The 16,377-nt window shown below is 72.3% G+C and carries 13 protein-coding genes; 3 read left to right on the top strand and 10 right to left on the bottom strand.

The window, feature by feature from the left end; translation table 11 throughout:
* Positions 1-76 precede the first annotated feature (76 nt).
* Entirely contained in the window at positions 77-1,033 is a 957-nt protein-coding gene (locus G9Q37_RS02995) for an inositol monophosphatase family protein (protein WP_166224360.1), read from the top strand.
* A 413-nt stretch (positions 1,034-1,446) separates the two neighbouring features.
* On the opposite strand, the gene G9Q37_RS02990 is transcribed toward G9Q37_RS02995, so the two are convergent.
* The 4 genes from G9Q37_RS02990 to G9Q37_RS02975 all read right to left on the bottom strand — a co-directional run bounded on the left by G9Q37_RS02990 (position 1,447) and on the right by G9Q37_RS02975 (position 7,969).
* Positions 1,447-4,326 (bottom strand): PAS domain-containing protein, encoded by a 2,880-nt coding sequence (locus G9Q37_RS02990; protein WP_166224357.1) that lies wholly within the window; start codon positions 4,324-4,326, stop codon positions 1,447-1,449.
* A 4-nt stretch (positions 4,327-4,330) separates the two neighbouring features.
* Complete coding sequence (locus G9Q37_RS02985; RefSeq protein WP_166224354.1) at positions 4,331-5,131, bottom strand: phosphodiesterase; 801 nt, start codon at positions 5,129-5,131, stop codon at positions 4,331-4,333.
* 151 nt (positions 5,132-5,282) lie between these two features.
* Positions 5,283-6,485, bottom strand: a complete 1,203-nt coding sequence (locus G9Q37_RS02980; protein ID WP_240936615.1) for an NAD(P)/FAD-dependent oxidoreductase — start codon at positions 6,483-6,485, stop codon at positions 5,283-5,285.
* Between the two features lie 29 nt (positions 6,486-6,514).
* Positions 6,515-7,969: an aminotransferase-like domain-containing protein gene (locus G9Q37_RS02975; protein ID WP_166224348.1), complete on the bottom strand. Its 1,455-nt coding sequence runs from the start codon at positions 7,967-7,969 to the stop codon at positions 6,515-6,517.
* Between the two features lie 76 nt (positions 7,970-8,045).
* Here G9Q37_RS02975 and G9Q37_RS02970 point away from each other — a divergent pair, with 76 nt between their 5' ends.
* Together G9Q37_RS02970 and G9Q37_RS02965 are read left to right on the top strand one after the other, a co-directional pair.
* The gene (locus G9Q37_RS02970) at positions 8,046-8,783 is read left to right on the top strand and encodes a c-type cytochrome (protein WP_420810304.1); all 738 of its coding nucleotides are present in this window, start codon (positions 8,046-8,048) and stop codon (positions 8,781-8,783) included.
* Positions 8,780-10,048, top strand: coding sequence for a c-type cytochrome (locus G9Q37_RS02965; protein WP_166224345.1), 1,269 nt, complete (start codon positions 8,780-8,782; stop codon positions 10,046-10,048). Before G9Q37_RS02970 ends, G9Q37_RS02965 begins: the two co-directional genes overlap by 4 nt.
* Positions 10,049-10,097: 49 nt before the next feature.
* Here the strand turns inward: G9Q37_RS02965 and G9Q37_RS02960 are convergent, their stop codons facing one another.
* The 6 genes from G9Q37_RS02960 to G9Q37_RS02935 are packed head-to-tail and all read right to left on the bottom strand — an operon-like array spanning position 10,098 to position 16,372.
* On the bottom strand, positions 10,098-11,750 hold the full coding sequence (locus G9Q37_RS02960) for an AMP-binding protein (RefSeq protein WP_166224342.1): 1,653 nt from the start codon (positions 11,748-11,750) through the stop codon (positions 10,098-10,100).
* A gap of 14 nt (positions 11,751-11,764) precedes the next feature.
* A complete protein-coding gene (locus tag G9Q37_RS02955; protein ID WP_166224339.1) occupies positions 11,765-12,469 on the bottom strand; it encodes an ABC transporter ATP-binding protein in 705 nt (234 codons plus the stop codon).
* Entirely contained in the window at positions 12,462-13,226 is a 765-nt protein-coding gene (locus G9Q37_RS02950) for an ABC transporter ATP-binding protein (protein WP_166224336.1), read from the bottom strand. Before G9Q37_RS02950 ends, G9Q37_RS02955 begins: the two co-directional genes overlap by 8 nt.
* Complete coding sequence (locus tag G9Q37_RS02945) at positions 13,223-14,233, bottom strand: branched-chain amino acid ABC transporter permease (protein WP_166224333.1); 1,011 nt, start codon at positions 14,231-14,233, stop codon at positions 13,223-13,225. The genes G9Q37_RS02950 and G9Q37_RS02945 overlap by 4 nt, the downstream gene beginning before the upstream one ends.
* The gene (locus tag G9Q37_RS02940) at positions 14,230-15,111 is read right to left on the bottom strand and encodes a branched-chain amino acid ABC transporter permease (RefSeq protein WP_166224330.1); all 882 of its coding nucleotides are present in this window, start codon (positions 15,109-15,111) and stop codon (positions 14,230-14,232) included. The genes G9Q37_RS02945 and G9Q37_RS02940 overlap by 4 nt, the downstream gene beginning before the upstream one ends.
* Before the next feature lie 7 nt (positions 15,112-15,118).
* Positions 15,119-16,372 (bottom strand): ABC transporter substrate-binding protein, encoded by a 1,254-nt coding sequence (locus G9Q37_RS02935; RefSeq protein WP_166224327.1) that lies wholly within the window; start codon positions 16,370-16,372, stop codon positions 15,119-15,121.
* Positions 16,373-16,377: the final 5 nt, after the last annotated feature.

Raw genomic sequence — 16,377 nt, 5'->3', positions numbered from 1 at the left:
GCCCCGCATCGCCGGGCCCCGGTGACGCCCCCTCCCCGCTCTTCACCGTTGCGCCGCGGCGCGAAGGTCACAATCCATGTCGTCCAGCTCACACCCCATGCTCAACGTGGCCGTCAAGGCCGCCCGCGCCGCCGGCGCCCTCATCAACCGCGCCGCACTCGACGTCGAGACCGTGCGGGTGTCGGTCAAGCAGACCAACGACTTCGTGACCGAGGTCGATCACGCGGCCGAAGCCGCGATCATCGAAACCCTCAAGACCGCCTACCCCGACCACGGCATCTGGGCCGAAGAGTCGGGCCGCACGCCCGGCAAGGGCCGTGACAAGAACCACGTGTGGATCATCGATCCGCTGGACGGCACCACCAACTTCATCCACGGCTTCCCCGTCTACTGCGTGAGCATCGCGCTCATGGTCGACGGCCGCATCGAGCAGGCCGTGGTCTACGACCCCACGCGCAACGACCTGTTCTGCGCCACGCGCGGGCGCGGCGCCTACCTCAACGAGCGCCGCATCCGCGTGGCCAAGCGCACCACGCTGCGCGACTGCCTGATTTCCACGGGCTTTCCCTTCCGCCCGGGCGACGCCTTCCAGACCTACATGCAGATGCTCGGCGAGGTGATGCCCAAGGTGGCCGGCGTGCGCCGCCCGGGCTCGGCCGCGCTCGACCTGGCCTACGTGGCCGCGGGTTTCAGCGACGGCTTCTTCGAGATGGGCCTGTCGCCCTGGGACGTGGCCGCGGGTTCGCTGCTGGTCACCGAGGCCGGCGGCCTGATCGGCAATTTCACGGGCGAGCCCGATTTCCTCGAACAGAAGGAATGCCTGGCCGCCAACCCCAAGATCTACGGCCAGCTCGTGGGCCTCACGGGCAAATACAGCAAGTTCGCGAGCGCGGGCGACAAGGCCGCGGTGCGCCAGGCGCGCGCGGCGGCGCGCAAGACGGGGCTTGCTTCCAAGCCTTCGCCGGCTGTGGAAGGGGCCTCTGCTGACGAGGGGCCCGACGTGGCGCCCAAGGACGAAAGCGCGCCGTTCTGAGGTGTCTCTACCCTGAGGTTTCGCTCGACTGCTTCGCGGAGTCGGGTGGCGGGGTTCGTGTGCTCCGGCGTGCTCGCGGGCGGCGGCTTCTGGTGTGCTGAGCTTGCTTCGTCAACGACGTTGTTGGGGCGCTGACTCTGTGGCAACCGCGAATGGCTCCTGCGCACACGAACCCCGCCACCCGACCCGAGGAGACCTGTGCGCACCAACGTTGGCGCGCCTTTGTGTCGCTGGGGCCGATGGAGCGGGTGTCCGTGCGCAGGCGCCATTCGCGGTTGCCACAGAAGCCGCGCACCCATCACGGTGTTGACGAAACGGTGCCCGCTCCCCAAACACCGCCGCCCGCGAGCACGCCGGTGCACGGGCACCCGCTCCATCGGCCCTGAAGAAGCGCGACAAAAGGAAACCGATCCTCAAGCCAGCGGCAACCGGAACCAGAACGTGGCGCCCTGCCCCGGCGCGGCCTCGGCCCAGACCCGCCCGCCGTGCCGCTCGACGATGCGCTGCACGATCGCCAGCCCCACGCCCATGCCGGGCACGTCGCTGTGGGCCTGCAGCCGCTGGAACAGACCGAACAGCTTGTTCGCGCGCGCCATGTCGAAGCCGATGCCGTTGTCGCGCACGAAATAGGCGCCCTGCACCGCGTCGTGCCCCACCTGCACGCGCGGATCGGCCCGCTGGCGCGAGTACTTGAGCGCGTTGTCCACCAGGTTGCTCAGCACCTGGCGCAGCAGCGTGGCGTCGCCCATCGCCAGCGGCAGCTCGCACACCTCGATGCGTGCGGCCGGCGCCTGCGGCCCGAGGGCCTCGGCCACCGCGTGCGCAAGCGCGGCCATGTCCACCGGCCGCGGCTCCAGGTCGACCTGCACCACCCGCAGCAGCTCGAGCATGTCGGTGATCATCTGGCCCATGTTGCGCGCCGAGCGCGAAATGCGCGCGAACATCTCGCGGCCGCTGGCGCTCAGGCGTTGCAGCTCTTCTTCTTCGATCACCTGCGCAAAGCCGTTGACCGAGCGCAGCGGCGCGCGCAGGTCGTGCGCGATGGAGTACGAGATGGCCTCCATGTCGCGCATCGAGCGCTCGAGCTCGGCCGTGCGCTCGCGCACGCGCTGCTCCAGGCCGGCGTTGAGCGCGCGGATCTGCTCCTGCGCGGCCACGCGCTCGCTCACATCGAGGTGCGTGCCCGACATGTACAGCGCCGCGCCCTGCTCGTCGCGCCGGTGCACGCGCCCGCGCGTGTTGATCCACACCCAGTGGCCGTCCTTGTGGCGCATGCGGATGTCGCATTCGTAGAACGGCAGCTCGCCGGCCGCATGGCGGTTGCGCAGGGCGATCGCGCGCTCGCGGTCTTCGGGGTGCACGCGCGAGTACCAGGTGTCGTAGTTCACGGGCTGCAGCTCGGCGAGCGTGTGGCCCAGCATCTCGGCCCAGCGCTCGTTGACCACCATGCTGCGCTCGCGCAGGTTGGTCTCCCAGATGCCGGGGCGCGTGGCTTCGAGCACCCAGGCCAGACGCTGGCGCTCCGCGCGCAGCGCGTCCTGCGTGGCGATGTACGAGGTCACGTCGGTGTAGGTGCGCACGAGGCCGCCGTCGGGCAGCTTGAGCGTGCGGATCTCCAGCGTGAGGCCCTGGCGCGTGCGGCGCCAGAAATGCTCGGGCATGTCCGCCCCGCTTCTGAGCTCGAGGTACTCGCGCGCCTGCGGGTCGACCCAGCCCATGCCGGGACCGAAGTCGCCGCGCGCGGTCTGGAAGCGGATCACGTCGTCGTGCAAGGGGTGGTCGGCCACCACCGCTTCGGGCAGGTCGAGCAGTTCGAGGAAACGGCGGTTGTAGACCCGCACCCGGCCGTCCACGCCGATCTTCACCAGGCCCTGGCTGATGCTGTCGAGCGTGTCCTGCAGGGCCGCACTCTTGTCCACGAGCAAGGCGCTGGTGGCTTCGAGCTGCTCGCGCGTGCGCTGGCTGGCCTCGTGCTCGCGCCAGGCCATCACGAGCTGGCGCAGCGCGCCCAGCAGCGGCTGCAAAAACCCCACGTCGTCCGCGGTGTAGCCGCCCGGCTGGTTGGCCAGGCCCACCATGGCCACGAGCCGCTCGCCCACCGCCAGCGGCACCCCCAGGAAGGCCCGCATCGCGCGATGGCCCCCGGGCATGCCGCCGCGGCGCGGGTCGTTCGCGGGGTCGTTCGCGATCACCGGCTCGCCGGTGCGCAGCGCGTGACCGAACAGGGTGCCGAGGTTGCGGAACTCCATGCCGGTCTCGCGGTGCGCCTCGTAGTGCTGGCGCGAGGCCTCGTCCCAGGAAATGTCGGTGACCGCGTTGGTGCGCAGGTAGGGCCGGTCGTCGGCGTCGTACAGCACCTCGCCGACGAAGCCGTACTCGCTGCCCGTGACCGCGAGAAAGGCGTCGAGCAGGCCCTGGAAGGCGTGGCGCCGGTCCTGGCCTTCGATGAACACCGCCTGCGCCTGCGTGACCGCGGCCAGCATGCGCGTGAGCCGCTCGCGGCGCTCGGCGGCCTCGCGCTCGGACGTGATGTCCTGCACCACACCGTAGTCGGTCTGCGGGTTGCCCTTGACCGTGGTCTGACCCATGGTGGTGCGGAACCAGCGCAGCTGGCCGTCGGGCCGCAGCCAGCGGAAAACGATCTCGCTGCCGTCGAGCCGCTCGCGCAGCGCCAGCCAGGCGGGCAGGTCGTCGGGGTGGATGCCGCTGCGCCCCATGGCGCGCGTGAAGCGCCCGCCCGGGTCGCGGGTGAAGCCCGCGATCTCGTAAAGACCGTCCGACCAGACCACCTCTTGCGCGTTTTCGGCGTTGGTCCAGTGGCCGACGCGCGCCGTGCGCTCGATGACGGTGTGGAGCTCGACGCGCTGCTGCAGCTCGCGGTTGAGCGCCGACAGGGCCTGTTCGCTGCGCTCGCGCGCGGTCTCGGCCTGCACTTCGCGCTCGGCGTGGGTGATCTGCACCAGCAGCAACGGCCCGCCCGCGGAAGCGAGCGTGGACACGTGCATGCGCACCATCAGGGGCTCGCCGGCCGAGTTGCGCAGGCGCGCGGGCGGCAGCGGCCCGGGCATCTGGCGCAGGAAGGCCGCGCGCACCTCGCTGCTCTCCCACAGGCCGAGCTCAAGCGTGGTGCGGCCCAGGGCCTGGGCCCGCGGCGTGCCGAACAGCGCTTCCCAGGCGGGGTTGACCTCGATCAGGCGGCCGTCGTGCGCGGACGAGATCGCGCTGGCGATCGACGAGGCCATGAACAAGGCCTCGTAGGGCAAGGGCGACGCAGAGGAGCCGGGCTCGCGCATGGTCTCAGGCAAACGGTCGGGTGCCGCCGTGGTCACCGATGGGCACGGTGTGGCTCACCAGCCGCTGTGCATGCCACAGGTGCAGCTGGAAGCCCGGCGGCTCCAGCGTGAACCCGTCCTCCCCCTGACCGAGCAGGTTGAGCGCGATCTGGTGGGCCGGGCTCGGGCAGACGCTGGCGACGGCGCCCCCGAAGCGGGTCTGGATGCTGCGGTGCACGTGGCCGCAGAGCAAGGCCTGTACCCGGGGATGGCGGCGCACCAGGTCTTCGAGCGCCTCGGCGCCTTCGAGCAGGCCCATGGCGTCCATGTGGGCGATGCCGGTGGCGAACGGCGGGTGGTGCAGCGCGATCAGCACGGGGCGATCGTCTTCGCGCAGGCGTTCGCCGAGCCAGGCCAGGCGGCGCGCGCACAGCGCGCCGTGCGGCCGCTGCGGCACCACGGTGTCGAGCACGAGCAGGCGCAGCGGGCCGAGGTCGGCGGCGTACTGCAGGAAGTCGGGCATGAGCGCGCTGTGGGGGCCCATGCGGGCGCCGAAGGCCTCGCGCAGCGCACCGCGCTCGTCGTGGTTGCCCGCCACGGGGTACAGGGGCCAGGGCAGCGGCTGCAGCAACCGCTGCAGGTGCGCGTATTCGGCGGGCCCGCCGGCGTCGACCAGATCGCCACTGAGCAGCAGCGCCTGGGGCGCGGGCCGCAGCGCGAGCAGGGCCTGCACGCAGGCCCGGGCCATGGCCGGGGTGTCGACGCCGCCGCCCAGGGTGCGGCCGGGCGCGCAGACATGCAGGTCGGACACCTGGGCAAGGAGCATGGATCGTCTCGTGGCGGCGGGCCGATACGGCCTCTTCGCGGCGGATTGGATCAAGGTTTGCGCAGGCGCGCCAGCCCCCAAGCTGGGGAAGCGGGCGCGGTGTCGTGTGCGCGCTGCACCGGGAAAACCACGATCGAGGCCGCGGCCGCGCCTAGCCAAACCGCGCCGCCGAGTACGGCGCCACGTCCACCCGCGTCGGTCCGCCCTCGATGAGTTCGGCCATCAGCCGCCCGCTCAACGGGCCCAGCGTGAAGCCCTGGTGCGCGTGGCCGAAGTTGAACCACAGGCCGCGGTGGCGCGGCGCGGGGCCGATCACGGGCAGCATGTCGCCGGTGGCGGGGCGTGCGCCGAGCCAGGGCTCGGGATCGACCGCCTGCGGCAGGTCGAGCAGCTCGCTCGCGAGCCGGTGCGCGCGGCCCACCTGCACCGGCGTGGGCGGTGCGTCCAGGCGCGCGAACTCGGCACCCGTGGTGATGCGCACGCCGCGGCGCATGGGCGCGATCACGAAGCCGCCGTCGGCGTCGAGCAGGGTCAGGCGCGGCGGCTCGCCGCCCGTGTAGTGCTGGTGGTAGCCGCGCTTGGGAAACAGCGGGTAGCGGTAGCCCAGGCCGCGAAGCAGCGGGTCCGACCATGGGCCCAGCGCCACCACCGCCTGGGCGGCCTGCACCTCGCCCTCGGCGGTGCGCACGGCCCAGCCCTGCGCGGTCTGGCGCAGGGTGGCGGCATCGCCCGCGAGCAGGCGCGCGCCCAGGCCGGGCAACAGCGCGGCATAGCGCGACACGAGCTCGCCCGGATCGCTCACCGACCAGGGATCGGTCCAGTGCACCGCGCCCGCGAGGCGGCGGCGCAGCGCGGGCTCGGCCGCGGCCAGGGCGTCGCTGTCGAGCACGCGGTGGTTCACGCCGCGCTCGGCCAGGCGCTGCGCCTTGGCCACGGTGTCGCGCATGGTGGCGCGTTCGCGGAACACGTGCAGGTAGCCTTCGCGGCGCACCAGGTCGTCGGCGCCGGCCAGGCGGATCAGGGGCTCGTGCTCGCTCAGGCAATGTTCGATGAGCGCGCCGTAGGCCAGCGACAGGCGCGCGTGGCGCGCCGGCTGCGAGTGGTACCAGTAACGCGCCAGCGGCCCCGCGAGCGCGGGCAGCGCGCCCAGGTGGTAGTTGACGTCGGCGCCGCGCTTGAAGGCCACGCGCAGCAGCGTGGACCATTCGCGCGGGAACGGGTAGGGCTCGATGGATTCGCGCTGGATGATGCCCGCGTTGCCGTGCGAGGTTTCGCGGCCGGGCGCGCGCCGGTCCACCAGCGTCACCGCGTGGCCGCGCTGCGCCAGGTGCAGTGCGGTGCACACGCCGACCATGCCGGCCCCCAGGACGAGGATTTCTTGTTTCAAGTGCGGGCTCCTTTCGCCGCGGTGAACGGGATGTGCTGGCCCGGCAGCGCGCTCACCAGCCGCCCCAGCGCCTTGATCGCCGCATCGCTCTGCTCGGGCCGTGGGTGACCCACGTTGAGCCGGATGTGCCGCGTGAAGCGCCGGTCGGCCGAGAACAGGTGCCCGGGCGCGAGGCTGATGTGGCGCGCCAGCGCCGCGTGGTGCAGCGCCATCGCGTCCACGCCCTCAGGCAGCTCCACCCACACGAAGTAGCCGCCCTCGGGCCGCGTCACGCGCGTGCCCGCGGGCAGGTGCTGCGCGATCGCCCGCAGCGCGCGCTCCTGCCGCGCCGCGAGCGCGTCGCGCAGCCGGCGCAGATGCCGATCGTACGCGCCGTGCTTCAGAAAATGCAGCACCGCGAGCTGCGACGGCACCGCCACCGCGAGCGTGCCCATGAGCTTGAGCCGCTCCACCTCGCGCGCGAATCGCCCCGCCGAGACCCAGCCCACGCGGTAACCGGGCGCGAGTGACTTCGAGAACGAGCCGCAGTGCATCACCCAGCCCTCGCGGTCGAAGGCCTTGGCCGGCGGCGGGCGCTGCGCGCCGAAATACAGCTCGGCGTACACGTCGTCCTCGATCAGCGGCACGCGGTGGCGCGCCAGCAGCGCCACCAGCGCCTGCTTCTTGTCCACCGGCATCAGCGCGCCCAACGGGTTCTGGAACGTGGGCATGAACCAGCAGGCCTTCACGGGGTGGTGCTGCAGCACCTGTTCGAGCGAGTCCAGCTGCACGCCCAGGCGCGGGTGCGTGGCCACCTCCACCGCGCGCAGCCGCAGACGCTCGAGCACCTGCAGGCAGCCGTAGAACGCGGGCGACTCGATGGCCACCACGTCGCCCGGCCGGGTCACCGCCTGCAGCGACAAGGACAAGGCCTCCATCGCACCGCTGGTGATCACGATCTCGTCCACCGACGAGGGCACGCCCTGCGCCAGGCCGCGCAGCGCGATCTGGTGGCGCAGGTCGGGGTTGCCGGGCGCGAGGTTCTCGAGCAGTTGCGACGGGTCGAGCCGGCGCATGGCCGTGCCCATGCCGCGCGCCAGCCGCTCGAGCGGGAACAGCGCGGGGTCGGGGAAGGCCGAGCCCAGCGGCACCACGCGGCGGTCGCGCACCGTGCCGAGCACGGCCATCACCACGTCGTTGATCGCCACCGCCTGCTGGCCCGCGGTGGGGTGCATGGCCTGCGGCTCTTCGCGCCGCTCGGGCCGCGCGTTCACGAAATAGCCCGAGCGCGGCCGCGCGCTCACCAGGCCGCGCGCCTCGAGCAGGTAGTAGGCCTCGAACACGGTGGACGGGCTCAGGCCGCGCGTGGCCACCACATCGCGCACGGAGGGCAGCCGGTCGCCGGCGCGCAGCGTGCCCTGCTCGATCAGGGCCGCGAAAGACTGCGCCAGGGTTTCGTACTTGGTGGCCATCTCAAGCCGCTGATACGGTCGACCTGGCGCGATCTGCACCTACCGGCCGGGCCCGATCGGGCGCACAGTGAGGGCCGTGAAAAAGACCTTCCACCTCACCACGCGCGCGCGGCGCGGCCGGACCCGCCTGGCGGCGTTCGCCGCCGCCCTGTGCCTGGGCAGCGCCGCGCAGGCCGCACCGCCCGCGCCGCCGCAGGACACCATGGCCCAGCGCATGCAGGCCTGCACGGTCTGCCATGGCCAGGACGGCCGGGCCACCAACCAGGGCTACTTTCCGCGCATCGCCGGCAAGCCCGCGGGCTACCTCTACAACCAGTTGATCCATTTCCGGGACGGCCGGCGCAAGAACGCGACCATGAGCTACCTCGTCGATCATATGAGCGAGGCCTATCTGCGCGAGATCGCCGAGCATTTCGCCGCGCTCGACCTGCCCTACCCGCCGCCGCAGACCACGGGCGCGCCGGCCGCGCAGCTGCAGCGCGGCGAGCAACTGGTTCGTCATGGCGACCCGGCGCTCGGCATTCCGGCCTGCGCGAGCTGCCACGGCGCGGCCATGACGGGCGTGCAGCCGTCCATGCCGGGCCTGCTGGGCCTGCCGCGCGACTACCTGCTGGCGCAGTTCGGCGCCTGGCGCACCGGCCTGCGCCAGGCCACGGCGCCCGACTGCATGGGCGAGATCGCGCGCCGCCTCACGCCCGAAGACGTGAGCGCGATGGCGGTGTGGCTGTCGTCGCAACCGGTCACACAGGGCCCGGCGCCCGCGGGCAGCCTGCCCGCGAAGCGGCCCATGGCCTGCGGGAGCGGTGAACGGTGAAACGCACCATCGCCCTCCCCCTGGCCGGCGCGGCGCTGCTGGCCGCCGCCACCGCGGCCTGGCTGCTCTGGCCCACGGCGCCCGTGGCCGTGGCGCCCGCCGCGCCCGCATTGGCCGTGCCCGCCCCGGCCGCGCTCGTGCAGCGCGGCGCCTACCTGGCGCGCGCGGGCAACTGCGCGGCCTGCCACACCGAGCGCGGCGGCGCCGACTACGCGGGCGGCAAAGGCCTGGCCACGCCCTTCGGCACCGTGTACGCGGGCAACCTCACACCCGACGCCGACACCGGCATCGGCCGCTGGAGCGCCGACGACTTCTGGCGCGCGCTGCACCACGGCCAGTCGCGCGACGGCCGCCTGCTCTACCCCGCGTTCCCCTACACCGAATACACCCGCGTGCGCCGCGAAGACGCCGACGCGCTGTTCGCCTACCTGCAAAGCCTGCCGCCCGTGGCGCAGGCCAACCGGCCGCACGACCTGCGCTGGCCCTACCGCACGCAGGCCGCGCTCAAGGTCTGGCGCGCGCTGTTCTTCACGCCCGGCACGTTCGAGGCCGACGCCTCGCGCAGCGCCGAGTGGAACCGCGGCGCCTACCTGGTGCAGGGCCTGGGCCACTGCCAGGCCTGCCATGCGCCGCGCAACGCCTTCGGCGCCACCGCCGCCTCGCCCGACCTGAGCGGCGGTCTGATCCCGCTGCAGAAGTGGTACGCGCCCTCGCTGGCCGCGGCCGACGAGGCCGGGCTGCAGCGCTGGAGCGAGGACGAGGCCGTGCAGCTGCTGCGCGACGGCCGCAGCGCGCACGGCGCCACGCTGGGCCCCATGGCCGAGGTGGTGGCCGGCAGCACCCGTCACCTGGACGAGAGCGACCTGCGCGCCATGGCGACCTTCCTGCGCGCCCTGCCCGAGCAGCCGGTGCGCCGCGAGCGCGGCGAGCCGGCCACGGCCCAGGTGCTCGAACGCGGCGCCGGCCTCTACGAACAACATTGCGCGCAATGCCATGGCGCGCAAGGCGAAGGCTACGAGGGCCTGTACCTGCCGCTCGCGGGCAACCGCAGCGTCGCCTTGCAGGACCCGACCAACCTGCTGCGCCTGATCGTGAGCGGCGGCTTCACGCCCAGCACCGCGGGCAACCCGCGCCCCTTCGGCATGCCGCCCTTCGGCCAGGACCTGAGCGACGCCGACATCGCCGCGGTCGCGAGCTTCGTGCGCAGCCGCTGGGGCGACGGGGCCGGGCGCGTGCTGCCGCTCGATGTGCAAAAGGTGCGTTAAGGGAACGACACGCCCGTGATGCCGGGCGTGCGCACCGCGCGCCGGGGCTTCACGGGCGCGCCGCGGGCGCCGCCTGCGCGAGCCGCTCGCGCACGTCGGCGCGCAGCAGGTCTTTCTTGACCTTGCCCGACGCCGTGGTGGGAAACGCATCGACCACCACCAGCTTCTCGGGCATCTTCTGCCGGGCCACACCCGCGGCCGCGAGCGTGCGCGACACGGCCTCGATCGACACGTCGGCCCCGGGCGCCGCGACCAGGTAGGCGCACACGGTTTCACCCAGGCGCGGGTGCGGCATGGCCACCACCGCGGCCTGCAGCACGCCCGGGTGCTGGTGCAGCAGGTCTTCGACCTCCTTGGCGCTGATCTTCTCGCCGCCGCGGTTGATGAGGTCCTTGATGCGGCCGGTGAACACGATCGCGCCCTCGGGCGTGCGGTAGCCGACGTCGCCGGTGTGGAAGTAACCCTGCGCGTCGAACACCTGCGCCGTGTCTTCAGGATTGGCGTAGCCCAGGAACAGGCCCGGGCCGCGCGCGCAGATTTCGCCTTCCTGGCCGGGGCCGACCTCGTCGCCGTTCGGGTCCACGAGCTTGACCTCGTAGTCGATCACCTCGCCGTCGGTCTCGGCGGCCAGCCGCTCCTGGCCCGGCAGCACATAGCCCAGCGTGATCACGGGCGCTTCGCTGCTGCCGTAGACGCGGAACGAGCGGCAGTTCGCGAACACGCGCGCCACGCGGTGGATGAGCTCGGGCGGCACGGCCGCGCCGCCGCAGGGGAAGGTGCGCAGGCTGGGCAGCGGGCGCTGCTCGCGCTCCGCCAGGTCGAGCAGTTCCTGCAGGAAGGGTGTGGCGCACAGCGTGAAGACCACCTGCTCGGCCTCGATCAGGTCGGCCGCGGCGGCGGCGTCCCACTTGTCCATGAGCACGGCGCGCACGCGGTCGTGGAACGGCAGCTCCAGGCCGTAGGTGTAACCCGTGACGTGCGTGATCGGCGAGGGCATGAGCGTGGTGTCGCCAGGGCGCAGGCCCCAGTGCTGCGCGGCGCGACGCATGCTGCGCGCCAGGCTGTTGTGGCTGTGCAGCACGGCCTTGGGCCGGCCCGTGGTGCCCGAGGTGTAGAGGATGAGCTTGACGGCGTCGGGATCGGTGCGCGGCAGCGCGGGCAGCGGCGCATCGCTCTCGAGCAGCGCGCGCAGGTCGGTCACGCCGGGCGTGGGCGTTTCGCCGCGCACGCTCCACACGTGGCGCAGCGCGGGCAGGCGCGCGCGCAGGCCCTGCACCATGGCCAGGTGGTCGAAGCCGCGGAAGCGCTCGGGCACGAAGATGCCCTTGGCGCCGCAGTCGGCCAGGATCAGCTCGACCTCGCGCTCGCGGTAGATGGGCACGATGGGGCACACCACCAGGCCGAGCCGCGCGGCCGCGAGGTTGATGAGCACGGCCTCGAGCCAGTTCGGGGTCTGGAAGGCGATCACGTCGCCCGCCACGAAGCCTTGCGCGGCCAGCGCGGCCACCAGCCGGCCCGAGCGCGCCCAGGCCTGCTCCGCGGTGAGCGACACGCCCGCCTCCCGGTGGGTGACGTGGGTGGGCGCCTGCTGCGCGAGCGCCTGCGCGCGATCGGCCAGCGTGAGGTCTTCCCAGGCGCCGCTGGCTTTCCAGCGGCGGGCCTGTTCGGGATCGATGCGCGGCTGCAGCCGCGGCGCGGACATGGGGTGGGCCTGGGTCATACGGCGAGGTATCGGGTCTTGAGATCGGGCTGGGCGTCGAACGCAGCCCAGTCGCCTTCGAACACCAGCCTGCCACTGTCGAGCAGGTAGACGTATTCGGTGCACTGGCGCGCGTAGGCCACGTTCTGCTCGGCCACCAGCAGCGACAGGCCGAGTGTCTCGCGCGCGCGGCGCACTTCGTGCGCGAGGTCCATCGCGAGCTTGGGCGCGAGCCCTTCGGCGGGTTCGTCGAGCAACAGCAGCGCGGGCCCGGCCATGAGGCCGCGCACCACCGCCACGAGCTGCTGCTGCCCGCCCGAGAGCTGGTAGCCCAGGCGGTCGAGCAGCGGCGGCAGCAGCGGAAACAGCCGGCCCATCTCGTCGACCGGGGTGGGCGCACGGCCGCGCGGCAGCGCATGGTGCGCGAGCTCGAGGTTCTGCCGCACCGTGAGGTTGCTGAAGATGCGGCGGTCTTCGGGCACCAGCGTGAGGCCCAGGCGCGCGCGCTGCTCGGTGCCAAGGCCCGCGAGCGCACGGCCGTCGAGCGCCATCTCGCCCTCGCTCGCGGGCCCGGCGTCGAGCAAGGCCTTCATGAGCGTGGACTTGCCCGCGCCGTTGCGCCCGAGCAGCGCCACGCCGGCGCCCTTGGGCACGCGCAGGTTCAGGTCGAACAGCACGCGGCTGTCGCCATAACGCGCGTTCAGGTGGCGGATCTCAAGCATGTGCGGCCTCGTCGCCCAGGTAGACCTCGCGCACGCGCGGGTTGTCGCGGATCTGTTGCGGCGTGCCCGAGGCGATGAGCTCGCCATGGTGCAGCACCGAAATGCGGTCGGCCAGGCCGAAGACCACGTCCATGTCGTGCTCGGTGAGCAGCAGCGCGAGCCGGCGCTCGCGGCGCACGCGCTGCAACAGCTGCACCGTGGCCTGGCGCTCCGCGGCCGACATGCCCGCCGTGGGCTCGTCGAGGAACAGGATGGCCGGGTCCAGCGCCAGCACCATGGCCAGCTCGAGCCGCTTGCGGTCGCCGTAGGCGAGCGCGCCCGCGATCGCGTCGGCCTGGCGTTCCAGGGCGGTTTCGAGCAGCAGCGCGTCGAGTTGCGCGGCGATGGTGCGCGCCTGCGCGGCCGACAGGCCGGCGAGCGGGTTGGCGCGGCGCTGGCGCGCCTCGCAGGCGAGCTGCAGGTTGTCGCGCACGGTGAGCTTGCCGAACACGCGCGCCACCTGGAAGGTGCGCCCGAAGCCGCGGTGCACGCGCGCGTGTGCGGGCAGCCGGGTGATGTCGTCGCCGCGGAACACGATCTGCCCTGCATCGGCGATCACCTCGCCCGTGAGCACCTTGAACAGCGTGGTCTTGCCCGCGCCGTTGGGGCCGATCACCACATGGCCTTCTTCGGGCGCGATGGCGATGTCGACCTGACGCAGCACCGGGATCTTGCCGTAAGCCTTGAACAGGCCGCGGGCGTTCAGCAGCGCGCTCATCGGCCGGCCCCCACCTGGGCGCCGGCCGCGGGCCGGTCCGCGCGCGGCGCGGGCCGCACCCAGCGCGCCAGCAGCCCCAGCACGCCGCCGGGCAGCGCGAGCACCACCGACAGCAGCAGCAGGCCCGTCACGAGGTCGGAGATGCCCACCAGCGTGCGCGTGACGTAGAACACCGCCGACAGCAGCACCGCGCCCAGCACCGGACCCCAGAAGTAGGCGCTGCCGCCCAGCAGGGTGTAGAGGATGGGGTTGGTGGAATTCGACCAGTGCGCGAGCTCGGGCGTGACGATCTGGGCCCACGGCGCCACCAGCGCGCCGGCCATGGCGGTGGTGAAGCCCGCGAACACGAACACGCTCCAGCGGTGCCGGCGCACCGGAATGCCGAGGAACTCGGCGCGCTCGGGCTCCTGCTTCACGGCCTGCAGGGCGCGGCCGAAAGGCGTGGCGATCACCCAGCGCACCAATGCGATCAGCAGCGCGCAGGCGAACACGATGAAGTAGTAGAAGCGGTCGCCCGCGCTGAAGTCGAGCCGCAGCGCGCCCAGTTCGATCAGGGGCCGCGCGAGGCCGCTCAGGCCGTCGTTGCGGCCCAGGAAGCCGGTGTTGATCACGAGCAGGTGCAGCAGTTCGGCGAACGACAGCGTGAGGATGGCGAAGTACACGCCCTCGGTGCGGCGCAGCGCCACGCCGCCCACCGCGGCCGCCAGCAGCGCGCCCACCAGGCCCGCGAGCGGCCAGGCCAGCAGGAACGGCAGGCCCAGCGACTGCGTGAGCACCGCCGCGCCATAGGCCCCGCCCGCGAAGAACATGGCCTGGCCGAAGCTCAGCACGCCCGACAGGCCGAACAGCAGGTTGAAGCTCAGGCCGAACACGGCGTTGATCCACACCAGGCCCGCGATGAACACCAGGCCGCGGTTGAGCACCTGCGGCAGCAGGCAGCCCAGCACCACCAGCGCAAGCAGCACGAGCAGGTCGCGCCGCAGCCCGGCGCCGACAAAAGCGGTCATGTCTTCTTCCCCATCAGCCCTTGCGGGCGCAGCAGCAGGATCAGCGTCATGGCGGCGAAGAACGGCAGACCCGGCAGGCCCGGCAGCACCCACTGGCCCGCGGCGTCGATGAGGCCCAGCAGGATCGAGCCCACGAAGGCCCCCGCGATGCTGCCCATGCCGCCGACGATGATCACGCCGAAGGCGTAGATCACGAAGCCGCTCGCGAGCGAGGGCGACAGCGCCTGGTTGGCCAGCAGCGTGCCGCCCGCCAGACCCGCCAGGCCGAAGCCCAGCGCCACCGTGGCGGTGTAGACGCGCCGCACGTTGATGCCCATGAGCCGCGCCATCCACGGGTCGACCGCGATGGCCTTCACCAGCCGGCCCGCGCGCGTGCGGTTGAGGAAGACCTCGAGCGCGATGAAGCTCAGCACGCCGGCCGCGATGATGAACAGCGACATGCGCGGCACCACGGCGTTGCCCAGCACCCAGGCGCCGTCGAGCGCCTGCGGCGGCATCACGCTGTGGTACTTGAGGCCCCACACGAGCTTGGTCGCGCCTTCGCACACCAGCAGCAGCGCGTAGGTGGCGATCAGGATGTAGGCATCCTCCACGCCCGCGAGGCGGCGCAGCACCAGCCGGTCGACCAGCAGCCCGAGCAGCGCCACCAGCAGGCCCGCGGCCAGCGTGCCCACGAGGTAGACCGCGGTGGAATCGCTCGCGCCCAGCCACTGCGCGATCGAGTAGGCCGCGTAGGCGCCGATCATGAAGAAGCCGCCGTGCGAGAAGTTCAGGATGTGCAGGGTGCCGAACACCAGGGTGAGGCCCGCGGCCACCAGGAAGGTGGCCATGGCCCAGGTGAGGCTGTTGACCAGCAGGGTCAGGAGGTCGGCGGCCATCGCGCGCTCAGGCGGTGCGCAGCTTGAGCTTCTGGCCCGGCGACGGCGGCAGGATCACCGACTTGCCGTCGACCTTGATGTACTGCCCCACCTGGTAGCCCTTGTCGGTGCTCGCGGGTTCGATGAACACCAGCTCCACGTCCTTGACGGCCTGGTTGTCTTCGGCGCGCATGGTGCGCGGGCCGGTCACGGTGTCCCAGGTGAGGCCCTTGAGGCTGGCGATGACCGAGCGCGTTTCGGTGGACTTGCCCTTCTCGGCCGCGCGGGCCAGCGCATAGATCGCCGCGTGGGCCTCGGCCGCCCAGCCCAGCGGCTCGGGGTCGCGCGTCTTGGCGGTGTAGTCGGCCACGAAGCGGTCGCTCATGGCGTTGCCCTTGTTGGCGGCGGCGTAGTAGTGCATGCCGGTCCATTGGGGCGGCAGTTGCTGCTTCATGCCGCGCGCCACCAGGAATTCGTTGGCCGCGTCGCACACCACCTTGTAGCGCTGCATCAGGCCGAAGCCGCGCGCCTGCTGGAACATGGTGATGGCGTCGCCGCCGTAGGTGGCGTTGAAGCAGCCCTCGGCCTGCACGCGCAGCGCCGCGGTGATGCCGTTGCGGTAGTCGGACACGCCGTAGGGCATGAGGATGGGGTCGAGGATCTCGGGCTTTTTCTTCGCGATCGCCGGGTAGAACTCGAGCAGGCCGTCGACGAAGATGCCCCACATGGTGCGGCCGTATTCGTGGTCGGGGATCAGGCCGGTCCAGCGCGTCACGTCGGGGTACTTCTCGGCCATCAGGCGCGCCTGCGCGCGGCCGCGCGCGTCGGGGCTGTCGCCGGGGCGGAACATGTTCTCCGAATAGGCCTCGTGGTTCATCTTCTCGGTGCCCGCGCCGCAGGTCAGGTGCACGCCCTTCTCCTGCGCCATCACGGGTGCGAGCGCCAGCACCACCGCGCTCGAGATGCCGCCCACGTGCAGGTTGATGCCCATGCCCAGCAGCTCGCGCGCCGCGGCCAGCGCAGCCGCGGGGTTGGCCTTGTCGTCGCGGATCTCGAGCGCAACCTGGCGGCCCAGGATGCCGCCGGCCTTGTTGATCTGGTCCACCGCGATCTCGGCGCCGTTCTTCACGTAGGTGCCGATGAACTCCTGCGGACCCGACAGCGGCGTGATCAGGCCGATGCGCAGCGGCCCGGACTGCGCGAGCGCCAGGTGCGGAAAGCTCAGGGCCGTGGCGCCGGCGGCGCCGAGTTGCAGCACGTGCCTGCGGTTGGGGTTGCGCATGGTCT

Source organism: Hydrogenophaga crocea (assembly GCF_011388215.1).
Classification (GTDB): domain Bacteria; phylum Pseudomonadota; class Gammaproteobacteria; order Burkholderiales; family Burkholderiaceae_C; genus Hydrogenophaga; species Hydrogenophaga crocea.
The sequence above is the reverse complement of the archived record's forward strand: the minus strand, read 5'-3'. Positions and strand labels throughout refer to the sequence as shown.

Bases quoted from the DNA above. Each gene is read 5' to 3' on its own strand.
- G9Q37_RS02995 (WP_166224360.1), top strand. From the start codon at position 77: ATGTCGTCCAGCTCACACCCCATGCTCAACGTGGCCGTCAAGGCCGCC.
- G9Q37_RS02990 (WP_166224357.1), bottom strand. From the start codon at position 4,326: ATGCGCGAGCCCGGCTCCTCTGCGTCGCCCTTGCCCTACGAGGCCTTG.
- G9Q37_RS02985 (WP_166224354.1), bottom strand. From the start codon at position 5,131: ATGCTCCTTGCCCAGGTGTCCGACCTGCATGTCTGCGCGCCCGGCCGC.
- G9Q37_RS02980 (WP_240936615.1), bottom strand. From the start codon at position 6,485: ATGGTCGGCGTGTGCACCGCACTGCACCTGGCGCAGCGCGGCCACGCG.
- G9Q37_RS02975 (WP_166224348.1), bottom strand. From the start codon at position 7,969: ATGGCCACCAAGTACGAAACCCTGGCGCAGTCTTTCGCGGCCCTGATC.
- G9Q37_RS02960 (WP_166224342.1), bottom strand. From the start codon at position 11,750: ATGTCCGCGCCGCGGCTGCAGCCGCGCATCGATCCCGAACAGGCCCGC.
- G9Q37_RS02955 (WP_166224339.1), bottom strand. From the start codon at position 12,469: ATGCTTGAGATCCGCCACCTGAACGCGCGTTATGGCGACAGCCGCGTG.
- G9Q37_RS02950 (WP_166224336.1), bottom strand. From the start codon at position 13,226: ATGAGCGCGCTGCTGAACGCCCGCGGCCTGTTCAAGGCTTACGGCAAG.
- G9Q37_RS02945 (WP_166224333.1), bottom strand. From the start codon at position 14,233: ATGACCGCTTTTGTCGGCGCCGGGCTGCGGCGCGACCTGCTCGTGCTG.
- G9Q37_RS02940 (WP_166224330.1), bottom strand. From the start codon at position 15,111: ATGGCCGCCGACCTCCTGACCCTGCTGGTCAACAGCCTCACCTGGGCC.
- G9Q37_RS02935 (WP_166224327.1), bottom strand. From the start codon at position 16,372: ATGCGCAACCCCAACCGCAGGCACGTGCTGCAACTCGGCGCCGCCGGC.